Source organism: Streptomyces sp. BBFR25 (assembly GCF_044590125.1).
In the GTDB taxonomy this organism is placed as follows: domain Bacteria; phylum Actinomycetota; class Actinomycetes; order Streptomycetales; family Streptomycetaceae; genus Streptomyces; species Streptomyces canus_D.
In genome coordinates this window covers 6,377,583-6,396,310 of sequence record NZ_CP172447.1, presented here as the reverse complement: position 1 = coordinate 6,396,310, position 18,728 = coordinate 6,377,583, and the positions used below count along the sequence as shown (strand labels likewise).

The 18,728-nt window shown below is 70.7% G+C and carries 17 protein-coding genes; 14 read left to right on the top strand and 3 right to left on the bottom strand.

Features of this window, described 5'->3' with window-relative positions:
• From ACGH52_RS29195 to rfbB, 8 genes are read left to right on the top strand one after another with little or no spacing between them, the layout of a single operon-like run.
• Entirely contained in the window at window positions 1-1,023 is a 1,023-nt protein-coding gene (locus tag ACGH52_RS29195; RefSeq protein ID WP_121704205.1) for a UbiA family prenyltransferase, read from the top strand.
• Window positions 1,024-1,062: 39 nt separating this feature from the next.
• Entirely contained in the window at window positions 1,063-2,754 is a 1,692-nt protein-coding gene (locus ACGH52_RS29190) for a prenyltransferase/squalene oxidase repeat-containing protein (RefSeq protein ID WP_399943580.1), read from the top strand.
• Window positions 2,751-4,115, top strand: coding sequence for an NAD(P)/FAD-dependent oxidoreductase (locus tag ACGH52_RS29185; protein ID WP_210974519.1), 1,365 nt, complete (start codon window positions 2,751-2,753; stop codon window positions 4,113-4,115). Before ACGH52_RS29190 ends, ACGH52_RS29185 begins: the two co-directional genes overlap by 4 nt.
• 1 nt (window position 4,116) lies before the next feature.
• Window positions 4,117-4,983 carry a TauD/TfdA family dioxygenase gene (locus tag ACGH52_RS29180; protein WP_202977698.1) on the top strand — a complete coding sequence of 289 codons (867 nt, stop codon included), beginning with the start codon at window positions 4,117-4,119 and terminating at the stop codon, window positions 4,981-4,983.
• A complete protein-coding gene (locus ACGH52_RS29175; protein ID WP_121704202.1) occupies window positions 4,983-5,948 on the top strand; it encodes an alpha/beta fold hydrolase in 966 nt (321 codons plus the stop codon). Before ACGH52_RS29180 ends, ACGH52_RS29175 begins: the two co-directional genes overlap by 1 nt.
• Window positions 5,887-6,798 (top strand): putative sugar O-methyltransferase, encoded by a 912-nt coding sequence (locus ACGH52_RS29170; RefSeq protein WP_076976720.1) that lies wholly within the window; start codon window positions 5,887-5,889, stop codon window positions 6,796-6,798. The genes ACGH52_RS29175 and ACGH52_RS29170 overlap by 62 nt, the downstream gene beginning before the upstream one ends.
• Window positions 6,795-7,700: a glucose-1-phosphate thymidylyltransferase RfbA gene (rfbA, locus tag ACGH52_RS29165; RefSeq protein WP_121704201.1), complete on the top strand. Its 906-nt coding sequence runs from the start codon at window positions 6,795-6,797 to the stop codon at window positions 7,698-7,700. The genes ACGH52_RS29170 and rfbA overlap by 4 nt, the downstream gene beginning before the upstream one ends.
• Window positions 7,700-8,671 (top strand): dTDP-glucose 4,6-dehydratase, encoded by a 972-nt coding sequence (rfbB, locus tag ACGH52_RS29160; RefSeq protein ID WP_121704200.1) that lies wholly within the window; start codon window positions 7,700-7,702, stop codon window positions 8,669-8,671. The genes rfbA and rfbB overlap by 1 nt, the downstream gene beginning before the upstream one ends.
• 12 nt (window positions 8,672-8,683) lie before the next feature.
• Here the strand turns inward: rfbB and ACGH52_RS29155 are convergent, their stop codons facing one another.
• Window positions 8,684-10,069 carry an NDP-hexose 2,3-dehydratase family protein gene (locus tag ACGH52_RS29155; protein ID WP_399943573.1) on the bottom strand — a complete coding sequence of 462 codons (1,386 nt, stop codon included), beginning with the start codon at window positions 10,067-10,069 and terminating at the stop codon, window positions 8,684-8,686.
• Between the two features lie 2 nt (window positions 10,070-10,071).
• Window positions 10,072-11,376: a lipopolysaccharide biosynthesis protein RfbH gene (gene rfbH / locus ACGH52_RS29150; protein WP_076976716.1), complete on the bottom strand. Its 1,305-nt coding sequence runs from the start codon at window positions 11,374-11,376 to the stop codon at window positions 10,072-10,074.
• Between the two features lie 346 nt (window positions 11,377-11,722).
• Between rfbH and ACGH52_RS29145 the strand changes: the two genes are divergently transcribed.
• The 3 genes from ACGH52_RS29145 (at window position 11,723) to ACGH52_RS29135 (ending at window position 14,789) form a co-directional block, all read left to right on the top strand.
• Window positions 11,723-11,956 (top strand): helix-turn-helix transcriptional regulator, encoded by a 234-nt coding sequence (locus ACGH52_RS29145; RefSeq protein ID WP_076976715.1) that lies wholly within the window; start codon window positions 11,723-11,725, stop codon window positions 11,954-11,956.
• 773 nt (window positions 11,957-12,729) lie between these two features.
• A complete protein-coding gene (locus ACGH52_RS29140) occupies window positions 12,730-13,527 on the top strand; it encodes an AfsR/SARP family transcriptional regulator (RefSeq protein ID WP_121704198.1) in 798 nt (265 codons plus the stop codon).
• A gap of 416 nt (window positions 13,528-13,943) precedes the next feature.
• Window positions 13,944-14,789: an alpha/beta fold hydrolase gene (locus tag ACGH52_RS29135; RefSeq protein WP_399943569.1), complete on the top strand. Its 846-nt coding sequence runs from the start codon at window positions 13,944-13,946 to the stop codon at window positions 14,787-14,789.
• Window positions 14,790-14,801: 12 nt separating this feature from the next.
• On the opposite strand, the gene ACGH52_RS29130 is transcribed toward ACGH52_RS29135, so the two are convergent.
• A complete protein-coding gene (locus tag ACGH52_RS29130; RefSeq protein WP_399943566.1) occupies window positions 14,802-15,653 on the bottom strand; it encodes a helix-turn-helix transcriptional regulator in 852 nt (283 codons plus the stop codon).
• Window positions 15,654-15,790: 137 nt separating this feature from the next.
• On the opposite strand from ACGH52_RS29130, the gene ACGH52_RS29125 reads away from it, so the two are divergent.
• From ACGH52_RS29125 to ACGH52_RS29115, 3 genes are all read left to right on the top strand, one after another.
• A complete protein-coding gene (locus tag ACGH52_RS29125) occupies window positions 15,791-16,078 on the top strand; it encodes an Atu4866 domain-containing protein (RefSeq protein ID WP_121704194.1) in 288 nt (95 codons plus the stop codon).
• Between the two features lie 44 nt (window positions 16,079-16,122).
• The gene (locus ACGH52_RS29120; RefSeq protein ID WP_399943562.1) at window positions 16,123-17,559 is read left to right on the top strand and encodes an MFS transporter; all 1,437 of its coding nucleotides are present in this window, start codon (window positions 16,123-16,125) and stop codon (window positions 17,557-17,559) included.
• Between the two features lie 81 nt (window positions 17,560-17,640).
• Window positions 17,641-18,408: an SDR family NAD(P)-dependent oxidoreductase gene (locus ACGH52_RS29115; RefSeq protein ID WP_399943559.1), complete on the top strand. Its 768-nt coding sequence runs from the start codon at window positions 17,641-17,643 to the stop codon at window positions 18,406-18,408.
• Window positions 18,409-18,728 lie beyond the last annotated feature (320 nt).

Below are 18,728 nucleotides of genomic sequence, written 5' to 3'. Positions count from 1 at the left end.
GTGGGCGGGCACGGACTCGGGCTCGGCGCCACGCTCATGGCCCATGTGCGCACCTGGCGGCCGTACACGCTCTGGTACGTGGGCCTGGTCGGCCTTGCCGGACACGCCATCACCAGCGACCGGCACGACGACGCGCGGATGGTGGCGGCCTGGGCCGTACCCACCTTGATCTGGGTCGCGGCGCACTATCTCGGTGACTACCTCGACCGCGAGCTCGACGGGGTCAGCAAACCGCAACGGCCCATTCCCTCGGGCCTGATCCGCCCCCGCACGGCGGTCTGCTGCGGCAGCGCCCTGGCCGCGGCCGCCGTCGTCACGGCGGCCGCCGTCAACTACCGCACCCTCATCGTGACCGCGGCCGGTATCGGCGGGGCGCTGGCCTACAACGGCTTCTTCAAGGCCAGGGGGCTGCTGGGCAACCTGGTGCGCGGATCGCTGACCGGCGGGGCGCTCGTCTTCGGGGCGATGACGGCCTCGGACCTCCCTCCGGTGCGGATCCTCCTGTTCGTCCCGGTGTTCTGGGCGCACGACGCCGCGTCCAATCTCGTCGGCACGCTGCGGGACGTCGCCGGTGACCGCGCCGGCGGATACGCCACCTTCCCGGTCCGTCGCGGGCCCCGGGCGGCCGTCCGCACGGCGGCGGGGCTCTACGCGCTGGCCGTCTCCGTGGCCGCGGCCGGCCTGCTCACCATGACGGGCGACCGGGAGGGCGGCCTCGTGACACTCCTGGTCGCGGCGGGACTCGGCGGCGGTGCCTTCGGCATGCTGTACGCGTCCGGACCCGAGCCCGCGGCCCGTCTCGCCCTGCGGTCGCACGAGGTCCTGGTCGTCGAACGGATGGTGCTGGCGGCCGTTTTCCTGGTGCCCGGCCTCGGCGGTCTCGTCGCGATCGGGATTCTCGCTCCGATGCTCGCCGTCACGCTCGGCACCCAGCAGGCCATGCGTGCCCGGCACGAGTTCCCGCACGGCACCCCCGCCCGCCCCGACGGGGACGCGGCGGCGGCACCGGCCCGCTTTTCCTGAGGAGGACGGTTCGTTTTGTGCTCAGATGTGGACAGCCGGGTGGAGAGTTCGGTCGCGCGCGCCGCGCAGGCGCTGTTCGCGATCCAGCGCCCCCAGGGTTCCTGGCCGAACCGCCGCCCCACCGCGGTCCTGGGGACCGCCGGCGCCGTGGTCGCCCTGCACCTCGCCGACCCGGAGCGCTCACGCGACCTGGTCGAGCGCGGGGCACAGTGGCTGGTGGCCGTCCAGAACGCGGACGGTGGCTGGGGCGGAGTGCCCGGCGCGGCCTCGCAGTTGGTGCCCACCGTGGTGACGGCGTCGGCCCTCACGCTGACGGCTCCGCGGACGGCCGGGGAGCCTGCGCGGCGTGCGCTGGACCTGATCAGGTCGCTCGGCGGTGTGGAGTCGCTCGCCGACCCCGGGATGGTCCACATGGCGACGACGTTCCTCGCCCTGGCCGGGCTGCGGAGCCTGCGCGGATCGCGGCGCATCCCTCTGGAGTTGCTGCTGCTGCCCCGGCGGCTGTGGCGGCCCCGGCTCTCCTTCCGGGCCGCGCCCTTCGTGGCCATGGCGTTCATCCAGGCTCACGACGCAGCCCCGAAGGGCGTCGGAGGGCTGCTGCACCGGCTGGCCCGGCCGACCGCGCTGCGCCTGCTGCGGGAGATGGAGCGCGGGGAGAACGATCGTGGAGGATACGGCGGGGACAACTGGCTCGCCGCCGTGGTCTGTATCGGCCTGTGCCGTACCGGGGCCCCCGAGCCCATGATCTCCGCCACCGTCGACTACCTGCGGTCGAACGTACGGCCCGACGGCTCCTGGCACATCATGCAGGGGCTCGACCTGATCGGCGGGTCCTATGTCGCCCGCGGCCTGGCGGACGCCGGTTACCGGGACGATCCGCGGCTGGCCCGGGCCCGGCAGTGGCTGCGCGGATGCCAGCAGGACCAGGCGTTCCCCCTCTACGACGCGCCGCCGGGCGGCTGGGGCTGGGAAGGCCCCCACGGGTGGCCGAACTTCCTGGACAGCGCCAACGTGCTGTCCGCGCTCACCCCCGCCGGCGGCGAGGAGCCCGCGGAACACCTGCGGACCGGACTCGACTGGCTCGTCTCGCGGCAGGACGGCCGGGGCTCGTGGGGGACCTTCGTCCCGGACACCACACTCGCCAACGACGGCCCTTGCCCCTACACGACGGCCCAGTGCGTCGAGTCCCTGCTCGACGGCGGTCTGTCCCGCGACGACCCCAGGATCGCCAAGGCGCTGGACTGGCTGCTCGCCGCCCAACGGCCCGACGGCACCTACGAGGGCCTGTGGTACCGGGGCCTCACCGCGGCGACGGCCACGGCGCTCGTGGCCTTCGCCCGCGGCGGAGTGGGCGACCGCCCCTCGGCGCGGCGCGCCCGCGAGGCCCTCCTGGCAGGGCAGTTGGCCGACGGTTCCTGGGGTCCGGGCGATACCGGCACGCCCGGCGACGATCCGTCGCGGGGCACCGTCGAGGAGACCGCCTGGGCCCTGCGCGGCCTGCTCGCCGCCGGTCTGCCCGCCCAGGACGACCGGTTGCGGCGGGCGGCGGAATGGATCGTCTCGGCGCAGGGCGACGACGGGCTCTGGGACGCGAACCCGGTCTGTCTGCACATCCGGCGTCTGGCCTACTACGCGGACGGCCTGATCGGGAACGGGCTTGCCCTGCGGGCGTTGGGCGCCTACCGCAGCGCCCTCGCCGCCGGCCCGGTGGCGCAGCGGGAGGCGTCGTGACGAACGGACACGGCACCGGCCGCCCGCCGGACACCGCCTTCGACACCGACGTGCTGATCTGCGGTTCCGGGGTCGCCGGGACGGCGGCGGCCTGCGCCCTCGGCCAACTGGGTCTGCGGGTCACGCTGGTGGACAAGCGGCGGACCCAGCCCTCGCTCTGGAAGGGCGAGGTGCTCCAGCCCGGGTCCCTGGACTCCCTGCACACGTGGGGCTCGCTCGGGCACCTCGAAGCCAGGAGGGCGGTCCGGCTGAGTCGCCTCGTCGCCCGTACGGCCGACGGGGAGGAGCTGATGGCCATGGACTTCGCGATGCTCGGCGGCGCACGGCCCTGGATGCTCGCCCACGGCTACTCGACGATTCTGGAGTGCATGGCCGCCTCGCTCGGCCCGACGGTACGCGTGCGCCGCGGTGTCCTGGTCAAGGAGCTGGCCACGGACGGCGGGGGCCGTGTCTCGGGGGTGCGCGCCATGGTGGACGGCGCGGCCGTCGACATCCGGGCCCGCCTGGTCGTGGCGGCCGACGGCATGTCCTCGCGCCTGCGGGGGCTCGCGGGCATCGACGCCGAACCCGTCGCGTACGACCACCGGTTGCTCTCCTTCGAGCTGCCCGGCACGCTGCCGGTGGACGACGAGGTGTCGGCCCACGTCACGGACCGCGGCCTGGTCATGCTCTATCCGCTGCCGGACGCGCGGATCCGGGTCTACGTCCAGGTGGGGGCGGACGAGCTCCGCGGGGCCGGACCGGCCGAGCTGCGGCGCTGGTGTGCGGGGCTCGTTGATCAGGTGCCCGCGCTGCGCCCGATCGAGGGGCTGCTCGAAGCGCACCTGGAACACCGCCAGTTGATGCCGGTCTGGCACTACCGGGCCCCGGCGCTCGTCCGGCCCGGCATCGTCCTGCTCGGGGAGGCGGCGCACGTCGTCCACCCCCTGGCGGCTCAGGGGATGAACACCTCGATCGACGAGGCCGAGGGGCTGGCGGCCCGGCTCGCGGACGTCGACCTCGCCGACGGCGCCGCCGTCGACCGGGCGCTGCGCGGCTACGAGGACGACCGGATGAGCAGGATCGAGGCCGTGCACGCCATGAGTCACAACGCGGCGCGCATGATGACCAGCACCTCCCGCGGTGGCCGGATCATGGGCCGGCGTCTCATGCGCGGCACCGCCAGGAGCCGCCGCCTGAGCTATCTCGTCACGTACAACATGTCGGGCCTCGGCATGCGCCCGCTCACCAGGTTCGACCGGCTCGTGCAGTTGGGGGTCGTACCCGATCTGCGAGCGCGGTCGTTCACGCCCCCGCGATCTGCCGGGCATCGGGCCGGCAGTGGAACCCCGGCAGGCCGAGACAACGGACAGAGGGATTGACGTGTCAGACATCATCACCACGGCCTTCGAGGTCAGGCCGCTCACCAGTGCGCTGGGCGCCGAGATCCACGGCGTACGCCTCGAGGACATCACCGACGCGGACTTCGCCGAGCTGCGGCGGCTGCTGCTGAAACACCTGGTGATCTTCATTCCGGACCAGGGGGGCTGGTCGGCCGAGTCGCGCATCGCCTTCGGCCGCAGGTTCGGCGAGCTGGAGGAGCACGCCTACCTGCCGCACCTGGACGGGTATCCGCAGATCCAGATCATCGACTCGGAGCAGAACGGCAAGATCCCGATCTGGCACACCGACATGACCTACGCCCCGAACCCGCCCATCGGCTCCGTCCTGCAGATCGTCGACGGCCCCGCACAGGGCGGCGACACGATGTGGTCGAACCAGTATCTGGCGTACGAGGGGCTGTCCGCGCCCCTGCGCGATCTGCTCGACGGGCTCACCGCCGTCCACTCCATCCACATTCCGGGCCTGGACAGCCAGGCCGAGCACCCCGTCGTGCGGGTCCACCCGGAGACGGGCCGCCGGGCCCTGTTCGTCAACCGGGCCCACACCTCGCACATCGCGCAACTGAACCGGAACGAGAGCGACGCGCTCCTGCAGTACCTGTACCGCTTCTCCACCTCCCCCGAGTTCACCTGCCGCTACCAGTGGCGGCCTGGCTCGGTGGCGATCTGGGACAACAGGGTCACGCAGCACTACGCGGTCGACGACTACTCCGAGCACCGCCGGGGCCTGCGCGTGGTGGTGCTCGGCGACACCCCCTCGGGCGACGAGCCCCGCTGGGACCACTACCGCCCGGTGCCGGGGCAGCGCTACGTACCGGACTGGGTCAACGCCAAGGAAGCGTACTGATGGACGCGGCGACGGACGGCGCCCGGCAGGGCGCCGACGAGGACGGCCCCGCCCACGTCACCACCACGACCCGCACCCTGGACGTGCCGGGGGCGCGGCTGTGCTACGACGTGAGGGGTCACGGCCCCCTGCTCCTGATGATCGGTTCGCCCATGGGCAGCAGGGGGTTCACGGCCCTCGCGACCCTGCTCGCCGCGGACTTCACCGTCGTGTCCTACGATCCCCGCGGCATCCTGCGCAGCACCCTCAGCGACCCGGACCAGCCGGCCCCGCCCGAGCTGGTCGCGGACGACGTGCGCCGGCTGATAGCGGAGCTGGACGCCGGACCGGCGCACGTGTTCGGCAACAGCGGCGGAGCCACCACCGGTCTGGCCCTGCTCGCCCGGCACCCGGACGCGGTGCGCAGTCTGGTGGCGCACGAACCCCCGGTGACCGAGCTGCTGCCCGACGCGCGGCAGGTGCGGGCCGCCATCGACGATCTCTGCGAGGACTACGCCGCAGGGCGCCGGGACGTGGCCCTGCGCAAGTACTCGGCCCTGTCCGGTGTCGGCTTCGCCTCGCCGCCTCCGGCCGGGCAGGCGTCGACCCGTGCGCTGTACACGCCGCCGAAGGACGTCCGGGCGATCCTCGACCGCTTCTTCGGCCGCATTCTCCAGCCCACCACGCGCTACCGGCCCGACCTCGACGCGCTGCGGACCGCGTCCGTCCCCGTGGTCGTGGCGGGTGGCACGACGTCCCGGGGGCAGCTCTACCACCGGACCGCGGCGGCCCTCGCCGAGCTGCTCGACACCCCGCTGGCCGCCTTCCCCGCGGGACACACCGGTTTCCAGGAACACCCGGAGCCCTTCGCCGATCTGCTCCGCGAGGCGTTCGCACCGCATCGTCAGACCAGGATGGAGCGAAATGGAACACAACTTCCAGGCCAGCCGCCAGTGGGAGCGCATACAGAACCGCTGGATCACTGAGGACGCCGGCGCCGATCTGACGCGGCTGAAGTCCGACCCGAGGAACTTCAAGCTCTCCCTCTGGGACCCGTCGACGAACGGGGTCCGCTACCTCAAGACGCTGGCCTACAACCTGGGGATGGCGCTGACCCCGCAGGAGCTGGCTCGGATCAGCAGGACCCCCAACCGGGAGGTCGGCGGCCCGACCACGGTGCGGTGTCAGGGCGAGACGCTCTGCCTGGACTATCTGCAGGCGACGTTCGAGGTCGGTTTCATCGAGAGCGGGATCGACCTGGACGGCGCCAGGGTCCTGGAGATCGGCGCCGGCTACGGACGCACGTGCCACATGATCATGTCCAATCACGATCTCTCCGGCTACTGCGTCGTCGACCTGAAGAACACGCTGGAGCTGAGCAGGGCCTATCTGCGCGAGGTCCTGGACGAGCCCCGCTTCAAGCTGATCGATTTCATCGAGGTCGAGAGTCTGACGGACACCTCCCTGCGCTCGGAGCGCTTCGACCTGTGCATCAACATCCACTCGATGACCGAGATGGCTCCGGAGACGGTCCGGTCCTATCTCGACCTGATCGACGCGACCTGCTCGGCCTTCTACGTGAAGAACCCGGTCGGCAAGTACATCGACAAGAGCCTGGACGGCTATCTGCAGGGCGAGGAGGCCGTACAGATGGCGCTGGAGAACGGGCCCCTGCGACAGCTGCTGGACATCCACGACAGCGAGGCGGTGCAGGCCGCGGTCCCCGCCTTCGTCGACGGATACCGGCCGGGCCCCGCCTGGACCTGCGTCGGTGACGGCCGCGCCCTTCCGTGGAGCTATCTCTGGCAGGCCCTCTACAAGAATCCGCGCCGGTGAAGGGCATCATCCTGGCGGGCGGCAACGGGACCCGGCTTCAGCCCCTCACCCTCGTGGGTTCCAAGCAGCTCGCTCCGGTCTACGACAAGCCCATGGTGTACTACCCGTTGTCCGTGCTGATGCTCACCGGCATCGACGACGTGCTCATCATCGCCCGGCCCGCGGAACTCGTGCTGTTCCGCAAGCTGTTCGGCGACGGCAGCAGGCTGGGCATGCGCATCGACTACGCGGCCCAGGAGGAACCGCGGGGCATCGCCGACGCCTTCCTCGTCGGTGCCCCGCACATCGCGGGCGAGGAGTGCGCCCTGATCCTCGGCGACAACCTCTTCCACGGCGCCAAGCTGCCCTCCATGCTGCGCAGAACGGTGCGCAGGTTGCGCGGCTGTGTCCTCTTCGGGCATCAGGTCGCCGAGCCCCAGCACTTCGGCGTCGCCGAGATCGACGCGAAGGGCCGGCTTGTCTCCATCGAGGAGAAACCGGAGCGGCCGCGCTCCAACCTCGCGATCCCGGGCCTGTACTTCTTCGACGACACGGTGACGGACATCGCCCGCGGGCTGCGCCCCTCCAGCCGCGGCGAGCTGGAGATCACGGACGTCCTGCGCGCGTACCTGGCCGAGGGCCGCGCAGACCTGGTGTGGCTCGGCCGGGGCGTCACCTGGCTGGACGCCGGAACCCACGAATCGCTGCTCGACGCGGGCCGGTTCGTCCGGGACATACAGCATCACCAGGGCATCAGTCTGGGCTGCGTCGAAGAGATCGCCATGTACATGGGCTTCATCGGCGCGGACGACTGCTACCGCCTCGGCGCCGAGATGGACGGCTCGCCCTACGGCCAGTACGTCATGCGCAGCGCCCTCGCCCACCAGCTCAACCCGACGCCCGCCGAGCTCATGGAGGAGTGATGCGTCTGCTGGTCACCGGCGCGGCCGGCTTCATCGGTTCCGCGTACGTCCGGATGCTGCTCGCGCCCGGCCCCGTAGAGGTCTCCCACGTGACCGTGCTCGACAAACTGACCTACGCGGGCCGGATCGACAACCTGGACGTCACGCACCCGCGGCTGAGCTTCGTCCAGGGAGACATCTGCGACGCCGCGCTCGTGGACCGCCTCATGTCCCGGACCGACCAGGTGGTGCACTTCGCGGCCGAGTCCCACGTCGACCGGTCCATCGCGGGCGCGGGCGCGTTCGTACGCACCAACGTGACCGGCACCCAGACGCTCCTCGACGCGGCACTGCGCCGGGGGGTCGGCCGCTTCGTGCACGTGTCCACCGACGAGGTCTACGGGTCCGTCGCGGCCGGCCGCTTCACCGAGGAGGACGCCCTCGGCCCCAACTCCCCGTACGCGGCTTCCAAGGCGGGCTCCGATCTGATCGCTCTCTCCTACCACCGCACCCACGGCCTGGACGTCCGGGTGACCCGGTGCAGCAACAACTACGGGCCGCGGCAGTTCCCGGAGAAGATCATCCCCCTCTTCGTCTGCAGGCTGCTGACGGGCCACGATGTACCGCTGTACGGCGACGGCGAGCACGTACGGGAATGGCTGCACGTCGAGGACCACTGCCTCGGGGTGGATCTCGTACGCACCGGCGGACGTCCGGGCGAGGTCTACAACCTCGGCGGCGGCACCGAGCTGACCAACCGCGAACTGACGGAGCTGCTGCTCAAGCTCTGTGGCGGCACCTGGGACCAGGTGCGTCACGTGGCGGATCGCAAGGGGCACGACCGGCGGTACTCGATCCTCGACCTCAAGGCTCGCGGCGAACTGGGCTACCTTCCTCGACGGGACTTCGCGTCCGGGCTCGCCGAGACGGTCGCCTGGTACCGGGACCACCGCTCCTGGTGGGAACCGCTCGCGGGTGGCCCCTGGCGGTGAGCGGGCGCCGGCTCAGGCGTCTTCGTCCAGCGAGTTCAGGCACAACAGCAGGGTCCGCGCCTGGACGTTGACGTAGTGGCTGTACCGGGTGAGCGCGGCGAGCTGGTCTCGCGAGACCCAGCAGAACCCGGGCGGCTCGTCGAGCGGCGCGTCGCCCTCGTCGGCCGTCACGACGAGGTAGCGGCTCACCGAGTTCAGGAAACGGCCGCCTTCCTCGGAGTGCAGGGCGCGGTAGCGGACCCGCGACGGGGGCGCCGTCGTGACCAGGTCGAGGAAGAGCGGTCGCTGAGCGACGGGCAGATGGGCATGGCTGCTGGGCTGGCACTGGACCGTGGGTCCCAGCTCCACCTCGGTGGAGCCGCCTTCGGCGCGGGCCCGGGCCAGCACGTGCGGCACGCCCGCGATCGTGCGGGTGACGAAGGCGACCACGCCTTCGCCGCGAGGCTCGATCAACGGCTGTGTCCAGTGGCCGACCTCGCGGTTGCTCGCCCGTACCGACACGGCCACCGTGCGGAAGTAGCGGTCGTCGTCGTGGTCGATCGAGGAGACGCCGCGCGTCCAGCCCGCTACGCCGGCGAGCGGGATGCGTTCGCTGCGGATCGGGGTCGCGGCCCGGCGCAGGGCCAGCCAGGACAGCAGCTCCGTGTCCGAGTGCAACGCGTGCGGCGTGCAGCGCCCCGGCAGGGCGGCGAGAACCGAACGGGCGTCCATGTTCACGGTGTTGTCGTGCCGAAGAAGCTGGTGGATCTGGCGCAGGGTGAGCCAGCGGAAGTCCTCGTGCTCGGGTACCGGGTCGCTCGTCTCGACGATCATGTTGCGGTTGCGCTTGCGGTGGAACCAGGCACCGTGCTCGGACTGCAGTACGTCCGTGAGGACGCGCCCCCTGGAGGGGTCGGTGAAGTACTCCAGGTAGCGGACGGCCGCGCCCTTGTGGACCTTGGTGTAGTTGCTGTACGTGGCCTGCACGGTGGGCGAGAGCTGGAGCAGTCCGGGGTTGCCCGGCTCCATCTTGGCCTGCATCAAGAAGTGCAGCACTCCGTCGAACTCCCGGGCGAGGATGCCCAGGATTCCGACCTCGGACTGGACGATGACGGGCTGGTGCCACTCGGTCCGCTCGGGATGCTCACCGATCACGGCGTGCAGCCCTTCCACGGTGAAGAACCGGCCGCTGCGGTGGGCGAGGTTTCCGGTCTCCGGGGCAAACGACCAGTCCTCCAGCGCTTCGAAAGGAATGCGGTCGACCGCGAACGAAGCCTGCGCGCGGCGCCGCCCGAGCCATTGGCGGACCTCGGCCGCGCTGTCGCCGGCCGGCGCGGCCGCGGACCGGGCGATCCGGTCGCGCAGCCCGGTGGCCCGCCGGGCCTTGAGCCGCGGCGCGGCCCGGACGGAGTCGGGCACGGTCACCTGTGGGCCCCCGCGAACTCGGTGACCGAGGCGATGACGTAGTCGATCATCTCCTCGGTGAGACCGGGGTAGACACCGATCCAGAAGGTGTGTTCGGTGACGATGTCGCTGTTGGTCAGCTCGCCGCAGACGCGGAACTCGCGGCCGAGGTAGGCGGGGTGACGGGTCAGGTTGCCCGCGAAGAGCCGGCGCGTGCCGATCTTGCGGCTCTCCAGGAAGTCGACGAGCTCCGCGCGCTTGAAGGGCGCTTCGGGATCGACGGTGATGGCGAATCCGAACCAGCTCGGGTCGCTGCCGGGCGCGGGCTCCGGCAGCAGCAGCCAGGGCACCTCGGCGAGACCCGAGCGCAGCCGCCCCCAGTTGCGCCGCCGCGCGGCGCAGAAGTCGTCCAGCTTGTCCAACTGGGACAGGCCGAGCGCGGCCTGAAGATCGGTCGTCTTCAGGTTGTAGCCCACGTGGGAGAAGATGTACTTGTGGTCGTAGCCGGCCGGGAGCGTCCCCATCTGGTAACCGAACCGCTTGCGGCAGGTGTCGCTCTCTCCCGGTTCGCACCAGCAGTCCCGGCCCCAGTCCCGCAGCGACTCCACGATCCGGGCCAGGGCCAGGTTCGAGGTGAGCACGCAGCCACCCTCGCCCATCGTCAGGTGATGGGCCGGATAGAAGCTGACGGTGGCGAGGTCGCCGAAGGTGCCCACGAGCTGTCCCTTGTAGGTGCTGCCGACCGCGTCGCAGGTGTCCTCGATCAGCAGCAGGTCGTGTTCCTCGGCGAGTTGGGCCACCTCCGCCACCTCGAAGGGGTTGCCGAGGGCGTGCGCGATCATGATGGCCCGGGTGCGGGGCCCGATGGCCCTCTCGACGCGCTCCGCGGTCGTGTTGTACGTGCGCAGGTCGATGTCGACGAAGACCGGCACGAGTCCGTTCTGCAGGATGGGGTTGACGGTCGTGGGGAAGCCCGCCGCCACCGTGATCACCTCGTCGCCCGGCACGAGCCTGCGCTGTTCGAGCTGGGGTGAGGTGAGGGCGGTGAGGGCAAGGAGGTTCGCCGAGGAACCGGAGTTGGTGAGATGCGCCTTCCGGCGGCCCATGCGCCGGGCGAAGGCCGATTCGAACTTGCGGGCCGATCGGCCCGCCGCGATCCGCAGGGTCAGCGCCGCCTCGACCAGGGCCGCCCTGTCCGCGTCGTCGAGCACGGCCCCGGACGGCCAGATCTCCGTGACGCCGGCGACGAATTCCCTGTTGTCACTGGTCTCTCGGTGGTACTGGCGTACCTCGTCGAGGATGTGCGTGAGCCGGTCACTCATGGGTTCTCCTCGCCGTCGCCGTGGGCGTTGCGGGGGCAGGCGGTAGTCGGCCGGCACGCGATGCACGGGCGGGCGGCCCGGCACAGTGTGGCCCGGGCGGCTAAAGCCGGCCTAGCCCCGGTCTTGCGCGGAGCTGCCCGCCGCGCTGAAGACCCCGGCCCGGGGGGGGCGATGCGGCGGCCGGCCGGCGCAAGACTCGTGCAAGAACAGTTTTAGGGGGGCCCTTCAGGATGGTCGCAAAACGCGCAGCCCCCGGGACATGACGCACAGTTACGTCCCGGAAGCACAGAGCACTTCCGGGACACGTCGAGCCCGCCCCAGAGCCTGAGCACGAGAGAGGACCGGAATGACCATCCTCGAACCGGACATCTCAGATGTCGCCCACGCGCTCACGCCGAGACAGACCGAGGTGGTGCGGCTCGCGGCACTGGGTCTGACGGCGAAGGAGACCGCCCGGCGGCTCGGCATCTCGAAGACCACCGTCGACGAACACCTCACCGAGGCGCGGCGCCGTGTCGGGGCCAGCACGAAATCCCATCTGGTCGGTCTGGCAGTCGCCGCCGGGATCGTCGCCGGGTAAATCCCGACGTGCCGCGGCGGGCGCGCCCCCTTTCGGACGGCTGTCGGCTTCTGCACGCCCTGACCGAAGGCGTTGTTGTGGCCCCACGGTAAGATGACCATGCGCCCACCTTTATGAGCGTACGCTCAGTGGGCAACGCCCGGGCGGGGCGACTGGAGAAGGAGGCGGGCGCGCTGCGCGAGTCGGCCGGGGCCGGCGCCGTGGCGGAGAACCTCACCAGCGCGCTGCTCACCCTGTCCGGGTCGGTGCCAGTGCCGGTCATCCCGCTCCTGACGTTCCGGGCCCCGGCTGCGGCGACCCGGAGACGACGGCCGGTTCAGGGCGTTCCGCACTGCGCGTGGCAGAAAACAACAAGACACAATCGTGGCGCCGATGAATCCGGCTCCGACGACTCTCCGAGGACAGAGCGTTTCCTGTCGCCGCCGAAGCCATAATGATCTCCCAGGTCAGCGACGTCCCGCCATATTCAACCAAGGGGAGGTAATGATCCTCTCCCGAATTCCCCACCATTGGCGTCCGAAATTCGCGCGACACAGAATACGGAATGTCTCATTCCGCCCCGGTGTCGACGTCTCTATATTGCCGTTCAATCTTTGAGGTGTGCATGATCGGGACTGGCTGCGCAATGTGGCGAGAACGTTGTCATCGTTCCTGGCGAAGGGATAGACCGTGCCTGCCTCTCCCCCACCCCTTGTGCCGGACCGCCCCCGCTCCGGCGTATCGGTCGGCGGTCACCGTCCCGTGACACTGACGACAGCGGGGGAGGGTGCCCGGTGAGGTACGAGATACTGGGCCCGCTCCGCGTCCGGAACGAGGACACGTACTTCACACTTCAGGCGCAGAAAGTGGAGATCGTCCTCACGGTGCTGCTCGTCCGGGCGGACCATCTGGTCTCCCCGGAGCAGCTGATGCGGGAGATCTGGGGTGAGAATCTGCCACGGCGCGCCGCCGCGGGCCTGCACGTGTACGTTTCCCGGCTCCGCAAGTTCCTGAAGCTGCCCGGCGCGAGTGGCGACCCCGTGGAGACCCGGGCACCGGGCTACGTGCTGCACAAGGGCGACGACCAGATAGACGCCCAGATCTTCCCCGAACTCGTCGACGTGGGGCGGTCGTTGCTCCGCGAGCAGCGCACGGACGAGGCCGCTTCCTGTTTCAGCCAGGCGCTCGCACTGTGGCGCGGCCCGATCCTCGGCAACAGCGGCGACGGAACGGGCGTCAAGGGCCCGATCATCGGCGGCTTCTCGACCTGGCTCACCGAGATCCGCCGGGAGTGCCAGGAGATGCTCGTCGAGTGCCAGCTCCAACTCGGTCGGCACCGCCAGGCGGTGAGCATGCTCTACTCCCTCACCGCCGAGAACCCCATGTGTGAGGCGTTCTACCGCCAGCTCATGCTGGCGCTCTACCGTTCGGAGCGGCAGGCGGACGCGCTGAAGGTGTACCAGTCGGTACGCAAGACGCTCAACGACGAGTTGGGGCTCGAGCCCGGACGCCCGCTGCAGGATCTGCAGCGGGCCATCCTCTCGGGCGACATGCACCTGATGTCGTCACCGCCGGTGATGTCCGACCGCTGACCACCGGCAGGCGGCGCCGACCGGGCCGGCGTGCGTCGTCGGCGTACAGGCTCGCGCCGGTCACGTTCGCCAGGTCGTGGTCGACGGCGCGCAAACGGTGCCCCGCGCTCGGCGATGACCGGTACCTCGATCTCGTCCCGCGCGACGTCCTCGACGAACGGGCCGGCCCAATTCGGCCCCGAACACATTCGTCCGGGGCGCCGCTCGATCGCCGACAGCGGAAGAGCCAGGTCACGCGTTACCGATGGGGCGCGTTCAGACAGTGAACCAGAAACCTGCAGCTCAGACACCCTTGCCCGCGGAGGGCGCGGCTGAAGAACCCGAGGCACGCGGGTCCGGAAGGTTCTCGCCGATGAAGCATCGAAGAACGCTCCGCGTGGAAGGTGGTGCTCACGAGGCAGGAGAGGAGTGAAGTGGTGACCTGGACACTGAACGAGGGATTCGAGACACCCGGAGGGGTGGTGCGGTGGGGGGTCCTGGGCAGCGGAGACCCACTCGTGCTGGTGCACGGCACGCCGTACTCCTCCTTCCTGTGGCGGGACATCGCTCCCGCGCTCGCCCGTAGCCGCACGGTCTACTTCTTCGACCACCTCGGCTTCGGCCAGTCCGAGCAGCGCGAGGGCCAGGACCTGAGCCTCGCGGCCCACTCGAGGAACTTCGCTCAGCTCCTCGACCACTGGGGACTGTCCCGCCCCAGCGTCGTGGCTCACGACATCGGCGGGGCGGTGGCGCTGCGTACCCTGCTGCTGGAGGAGAGGAACTACCGGGACCTCACCCTCTTCGACGCGGTGAGCGGCGGCGAGTGGGAGCGAGGTCTCTTCCAGCTCTTCCTGGAGCACGAGGAGGTCTTCCGCAAGCTTCCGGACTACGCCCACGAAGCACTGGTCGCCAGTCACCTGCGGCACGCCACCCACGCGGGCTTCCGGCCGGGCATCCTCGACGCGTTCCTCGCACCGTGGCGGGGGGAGGCCGGGCAGGCGGCGTTCTACCGCCAGTACAGCCAGATCAGGCAGGCGGACACGGTCGCGTACGAGCATCTGCTGGGCGGTGTGTCGATTCCGGTACGGCTCGTCTGGGGCCGCGAAGACCGCATCCTCCCGCCGCAGTACGCCGAGTGGCTGCACGAACGCGTTCCGCACGCCGAACTGCACTGGATCGAGGGCGCCGGTCACCTCCTCCAGGAAGACGCACCCGGTCAGTTGTTGGCCTGCCTGGCGCCTGGACTCGCGTCAGCCCGAGCGGCCGAACGGCCGAACGGCTGATCCGACCGGATCTCACTGCCCGGCGGAACGGGACGGGGCCCGCCTACCGCCGGCGTACAGGGAGCCGAGAAGGGCCAGGGCCTGTGCAGAGGAACTGCCCGGTTCGGCGTGATAGATGACGAGTTGCTGACCCGGGGCGTCCCGGACGTCGAAGGACTGGTAGGTCAGGGAGAGAGGGCCGACGTCCGGGTGGAGAAGTTGCTTGGCGTCCTGGGTCTTTCCGCGCACGGTGTGCTGCGCCCACAGCCGCCGGAACGCGGCACTGTGTTCGGTCAGTGTGCCGACCAGGTCTCGCAGACGCGGGTGCTCGGGGTCGAAGCCGCTCGCCTGGCGCAGGTTGGCGACGGCGGCCTGGGCCGCCCGGTCCCAGTCTTGGTAGAACTCCCGTCCGGCCGGATCGAGGAAGGTCATGCGGGCCAGGTTGTCCGCGGGGGTGAAGGGGGCGTAGAGCGCGTCGGCCAGGGCGTTGGCGGCCAGGAGGTCGAGGGTGCGGCTCATCACGAACGCCGGGGTGTGCGGGTAGCCGTCCATCAGCTGACGCAGCGCGGGACCTACCTGCTCGGTGGTGTGGAGGGAGCCTTGGCCGTCCGCTGACACTCCGGCCAGGCGGCGCAGGTGGCCGCGGGCGTCCCTGTCGAGCAGGAGGGCACGGCTGAGCGCGTCCAGGACCTGGGGCGAGGGATGGCGCTCGCGGCCCTGCTCCAGCCGGGTGTAGTAGTCGGCGTTCACGCCGGCCAGGACGGCTACCTCCTCGCGGCGCAGTCCGGCGACCCTGCGTACGCCGTGACTCGCCATGTTGACGTCCTGTGGCCGCAGGTGGGCACGGCGCGCGCGGAGGAATTCCCCGAGATGGTTGTCGTCCATGGCCTCCAGGCTAGGCAGTGGCTCCGCGCTCTGCCTGGGTGTGCCGCACCCAGGCAGAGCGCACCCTGGTACACCCGCGATGACCTGCGCAGACTCGGTCGGGCACGACACCCGCACCCACCGAGGAAGGCAATGTGATGACAAGCGATGCGCGGAGCGGCCGCGATTGCGGGCATGCCGACGTGGTCGGCATGTGGATGACCGCGGACGGTCAGATCCGCCAGGAGCTGTTGCCGAACGGGCGCTACGACGAGGCCCGAGGAGACCGGCGCAGCGCGTACACCGGCCGGTACACGGTGACGGGCGACCACATCGACTACGTCGACGACACCGGTTTCACCGCCACGGGCGACATCAGGGACGGCGTGCTCCACCACGAACACCTCGTGCTCTACCGCGAGGACCGGATGGAGAAGCCCTCGTGAGAAGGCGCGCCGACGTCCTCGCCTCTCACCAGGAAGGCAGGGCAATGAAGCAGACCGACGAGATCGCCACGGGCGCCGACGGAACCGGGGCCATTGCGGAGGTCTCCCCGCCACCCGGCATCCCGGCCCTGCTGGTGCTGTGCGCGGCCCATTTCATGGACGCCGTGGACCTTTCGGACGTGGGCGTGGCCCTGCCCGCGATCCAGCGTGACCTGGGCATGACTTCGGGCTCCCTGCAGTGGGTCGTGTCCGCCTACGCCCTCGGCTACGGCGGGTTCCTCCTCCTGGGCGGCCGGGTCGCCGATCTGTTCGGCCGGCGACGCGCCTTCCTGACCGCGGTCGCCGTCTTCGGCGTGGTGAGCGTGCTGGGAGCGCTCGCTCCGACCGGGGGCGTGCTGGTCGTGGCGCGGCTGGTGAAGGGGGTCGCCGCGGGCTTCCTGGCCCCGGCGGCTCTTTCTCTGATCACCACCAACTGGCCGGAGGGTCCGCGGCGCGGCCGTGCCCTCGGCTGGTACGCCAGCGCCGGGGCCTGCGGCTTCATCGGCGGACTCGTTCTCGGCGGCGTGCTGACCGAACTGTCGTGGCGGCTGGTCTTCGCGCTCCCCGTGCCCATCGCTGTGATCGCGCTGCTCGCGGGGCTGCGCCTGCTCCCGGCGGACCCCCGGGGCAGCGTTCGCGAGAAGATGGACGTTCCTGGCGCGCTGACGGCCACCGGAGCACTGGTGCTCTTGGTCTACGCCCTCACCCAGGCTCCGTCGCACGGCTGGCTGTCCGCCCGCACCCTCGTTCTCTTCTTCGCCGCGGCCGGTCTGCTCGGCCTGTTCGTGCGGGTCGAGTCCCGCACCCGCAGGCCCTTGGTCCCGCTGTCCTTCCTCACCCGGCGCACGACCGCCGGCGCCAACCTGACGATCTTCGCCATGTGGGGCGCCTACACATCGTTCGCGTTCCTCGCCACGCTCCACCTGCAGAACACGCTGGACTGGACGCCGTTGCAGACCGCCGGCGCCTTCGTCCCGCTGGGCCTCGCCAACGGCGCGCTGGCGCCGTTCGCGGGGCGGCTCGCAGCCCGGTTCGGAACGCACAGGATGATCGTCGCCGGAATGCTGCTCCTCGCGCTGTCCTACGCGCTGTTCTTCCGGATCGGCCCCGACAGTTCCTTCCTCACCGTGATCCTGCCCGTCATGGTCGTCAACGGGATCGGCACCGCGGCCACCTTTCCCGCGCTGAACATGAGCGCCGTGACCGGGGTGCCGGACCGTGACCAAGGGCTGGCGGGAGCCCTGCTCAACACCTTCATGCAGATCGGCGGTGCCGTCGTCCTCGCCCTCGTCACCGCGGTCGTCGAAGCCGGACAGCGCACGAACCGGGGTGACCCCCTGGCGGGCTACGGCCTCGGTACCGGCGTCATCGTCGCCACTGTGCTCGTCGGCCTGGGCGCCGCGCTCCTCGTCCGGCACCGGCCCGACAGCCGGGACCACTGACGACGGCCCCTCTTTCGGCCACGAAGCCGTCCGTGGCCACGCACGGACCCACCCGACCCCACCCCACGAGGGAGCACCCGAATGCTGTCCACGAACCCGCCCACCGGAGCCGCCGAGTTCGCCGGGAAGACGGCCCTCGTCACCGGCGCCGCACGCGGTATCGGCAAGGAGACCGCATCCCTCCTCCGCACCCGCGGCGCTCACGTCGTCGCCCTCGACACACGTCCCGAACTCGCCCTTCTCTCGGAAGAGCTGCCCGGGGTCGTGACCGTGACCGGCGACGTCACCGCGGAAGAGACCGCCACCCGCGCGGTAGGTGCCGCCGTCGACGCCTTCGGCGGACTGGACATCCTGGTCAACAACGCCGGACGCGCCCTGAACAAGCCCGTCACGCACACCACCGCACGGGACTGGGACAGCGTGATGGACGTCAACGCCCGCGGCGCCTTCCTCTTCGCCCGCGAAGCCTTCCGGGCCATGGTGGAGCGCGGCGGCGGCGCCATCGTCAGCACCGGTTCGTACGCGTCCACCGTCGGCCTGCCCGAAGGGGTCGCCTACAGCGCATCGAAGGGGGCTCTCGCCCAGCTGACCAAGGTGCTGGCACTGGAGGGCGGCCCCCTGGGCATCCGCGCGAACCTCGTCGCCGCAGGCGTGGTCGAGACCGACTTCCTCGACACCTTCCGCCCCGACAGCCGCGCCTACCTCGCGTCCTTCGCGGACGTCCACCCCCTGGGCAGGGTGGCGCAGCCCCGCGAGATCGCGGAAGTCCTGTGCTTCCTGGTCTCCCCGCGGTCCGCCTTCGTCACGGGCGCCGTACTCCCCGCGGACGGCGGCTTCACCGCCGCCTGATCCGTCGTCCGCGGCCCGGCTCCCTACGGGGTCGACGCCCAGCGGCGGCTGAAGCGGATCGGAGCGCCCAGGACGGGCCGCGTACCGGGTCGCACCGGTCCGTGCGGGTGGCGTCCCGGGCTTCCGCGACCGGGCGGCCGTCAGGCGTACGAACCCCGCCACACCCCGTAACCGCCGGTCAGCTGACCCGGACCACAAAACCGCAGGTCAGGCACCCTTGTCCGCAGGCTCCAGACTCGCCACGCACTCCACATGATGCGTCATCGAAATGATGTCGGCTTGAGCGGCCCCCCGAAAGGACCAGGTCAGAGCCCGTTTTG

Excerpts from the sequence above, each read along its gene's own strand:
- ACGH52_RS29175 (WP_121704202.1), top strand. The coding sequence starts at position 4,983 with ATGGACGCGGCGACGGACGGCGCCCGGCAGGGCGCCGACGAGGACGGC.
- ACGH52_RS29170 (WP_076976720.1), top strand. The coding sequence starts at position 5,887 with ATGGAACACAACTTCCAGGCCAGCCGCCAGTGGGAGCGCATACAGAAC.
- rfbB (WP_121704200.1), top strand. The coding sequence starts at position 7,700 with ATGCGTCTGCTGGTCACCGGCGCGGCCGGCTTCATCGGTTCCGCGTAC.
- rfbH (WP_076976716.1), bottom strand. The coding sequence starts at position 11,376 with ATGAGTGACCGGCTCACGCACATCCTCGACGAGGTACGCCAGTACCAC.
- ACGH52_RS29145 (WP_076976715.1), top strand. The coding sequence starts at position 11,723 with ATGACCATCCTCGAACCGGACATCTCAGATGTCGCCCACGCGCTCACG.
- ACGH52_RS29130 (WP_399943566.1), bottom strand. The coding sequence starts at position 15,653 with ATGGACGACAACCATCTCGGGGAATTCCTCCGCGCGCGCCGTGCCCAC.
- ACGH52_RS29125 (WP_121704194.1), top strand. The coding sequence starts at position 15,791 with ATGACAAGCGATGCGCGGAGCGGCCGCGATTGCGGGCATGCCGACGTG.
- ACGH52_RS29120 (WP_399943562.1), top strand. The coding sequence starts at position 16,123 with ATGAAGCAGACCGACGAGATCGCCACGGGCGCCGACGGAACCGGGGCC.
- ACGH52_RS29115 (WP_399943559.1), top strand. The coding sequence starts at position 17,641 with ATGCTGTCCACGAACCCGCCCACCGGAGCCGCCGAGTTCGCCGGGAAG.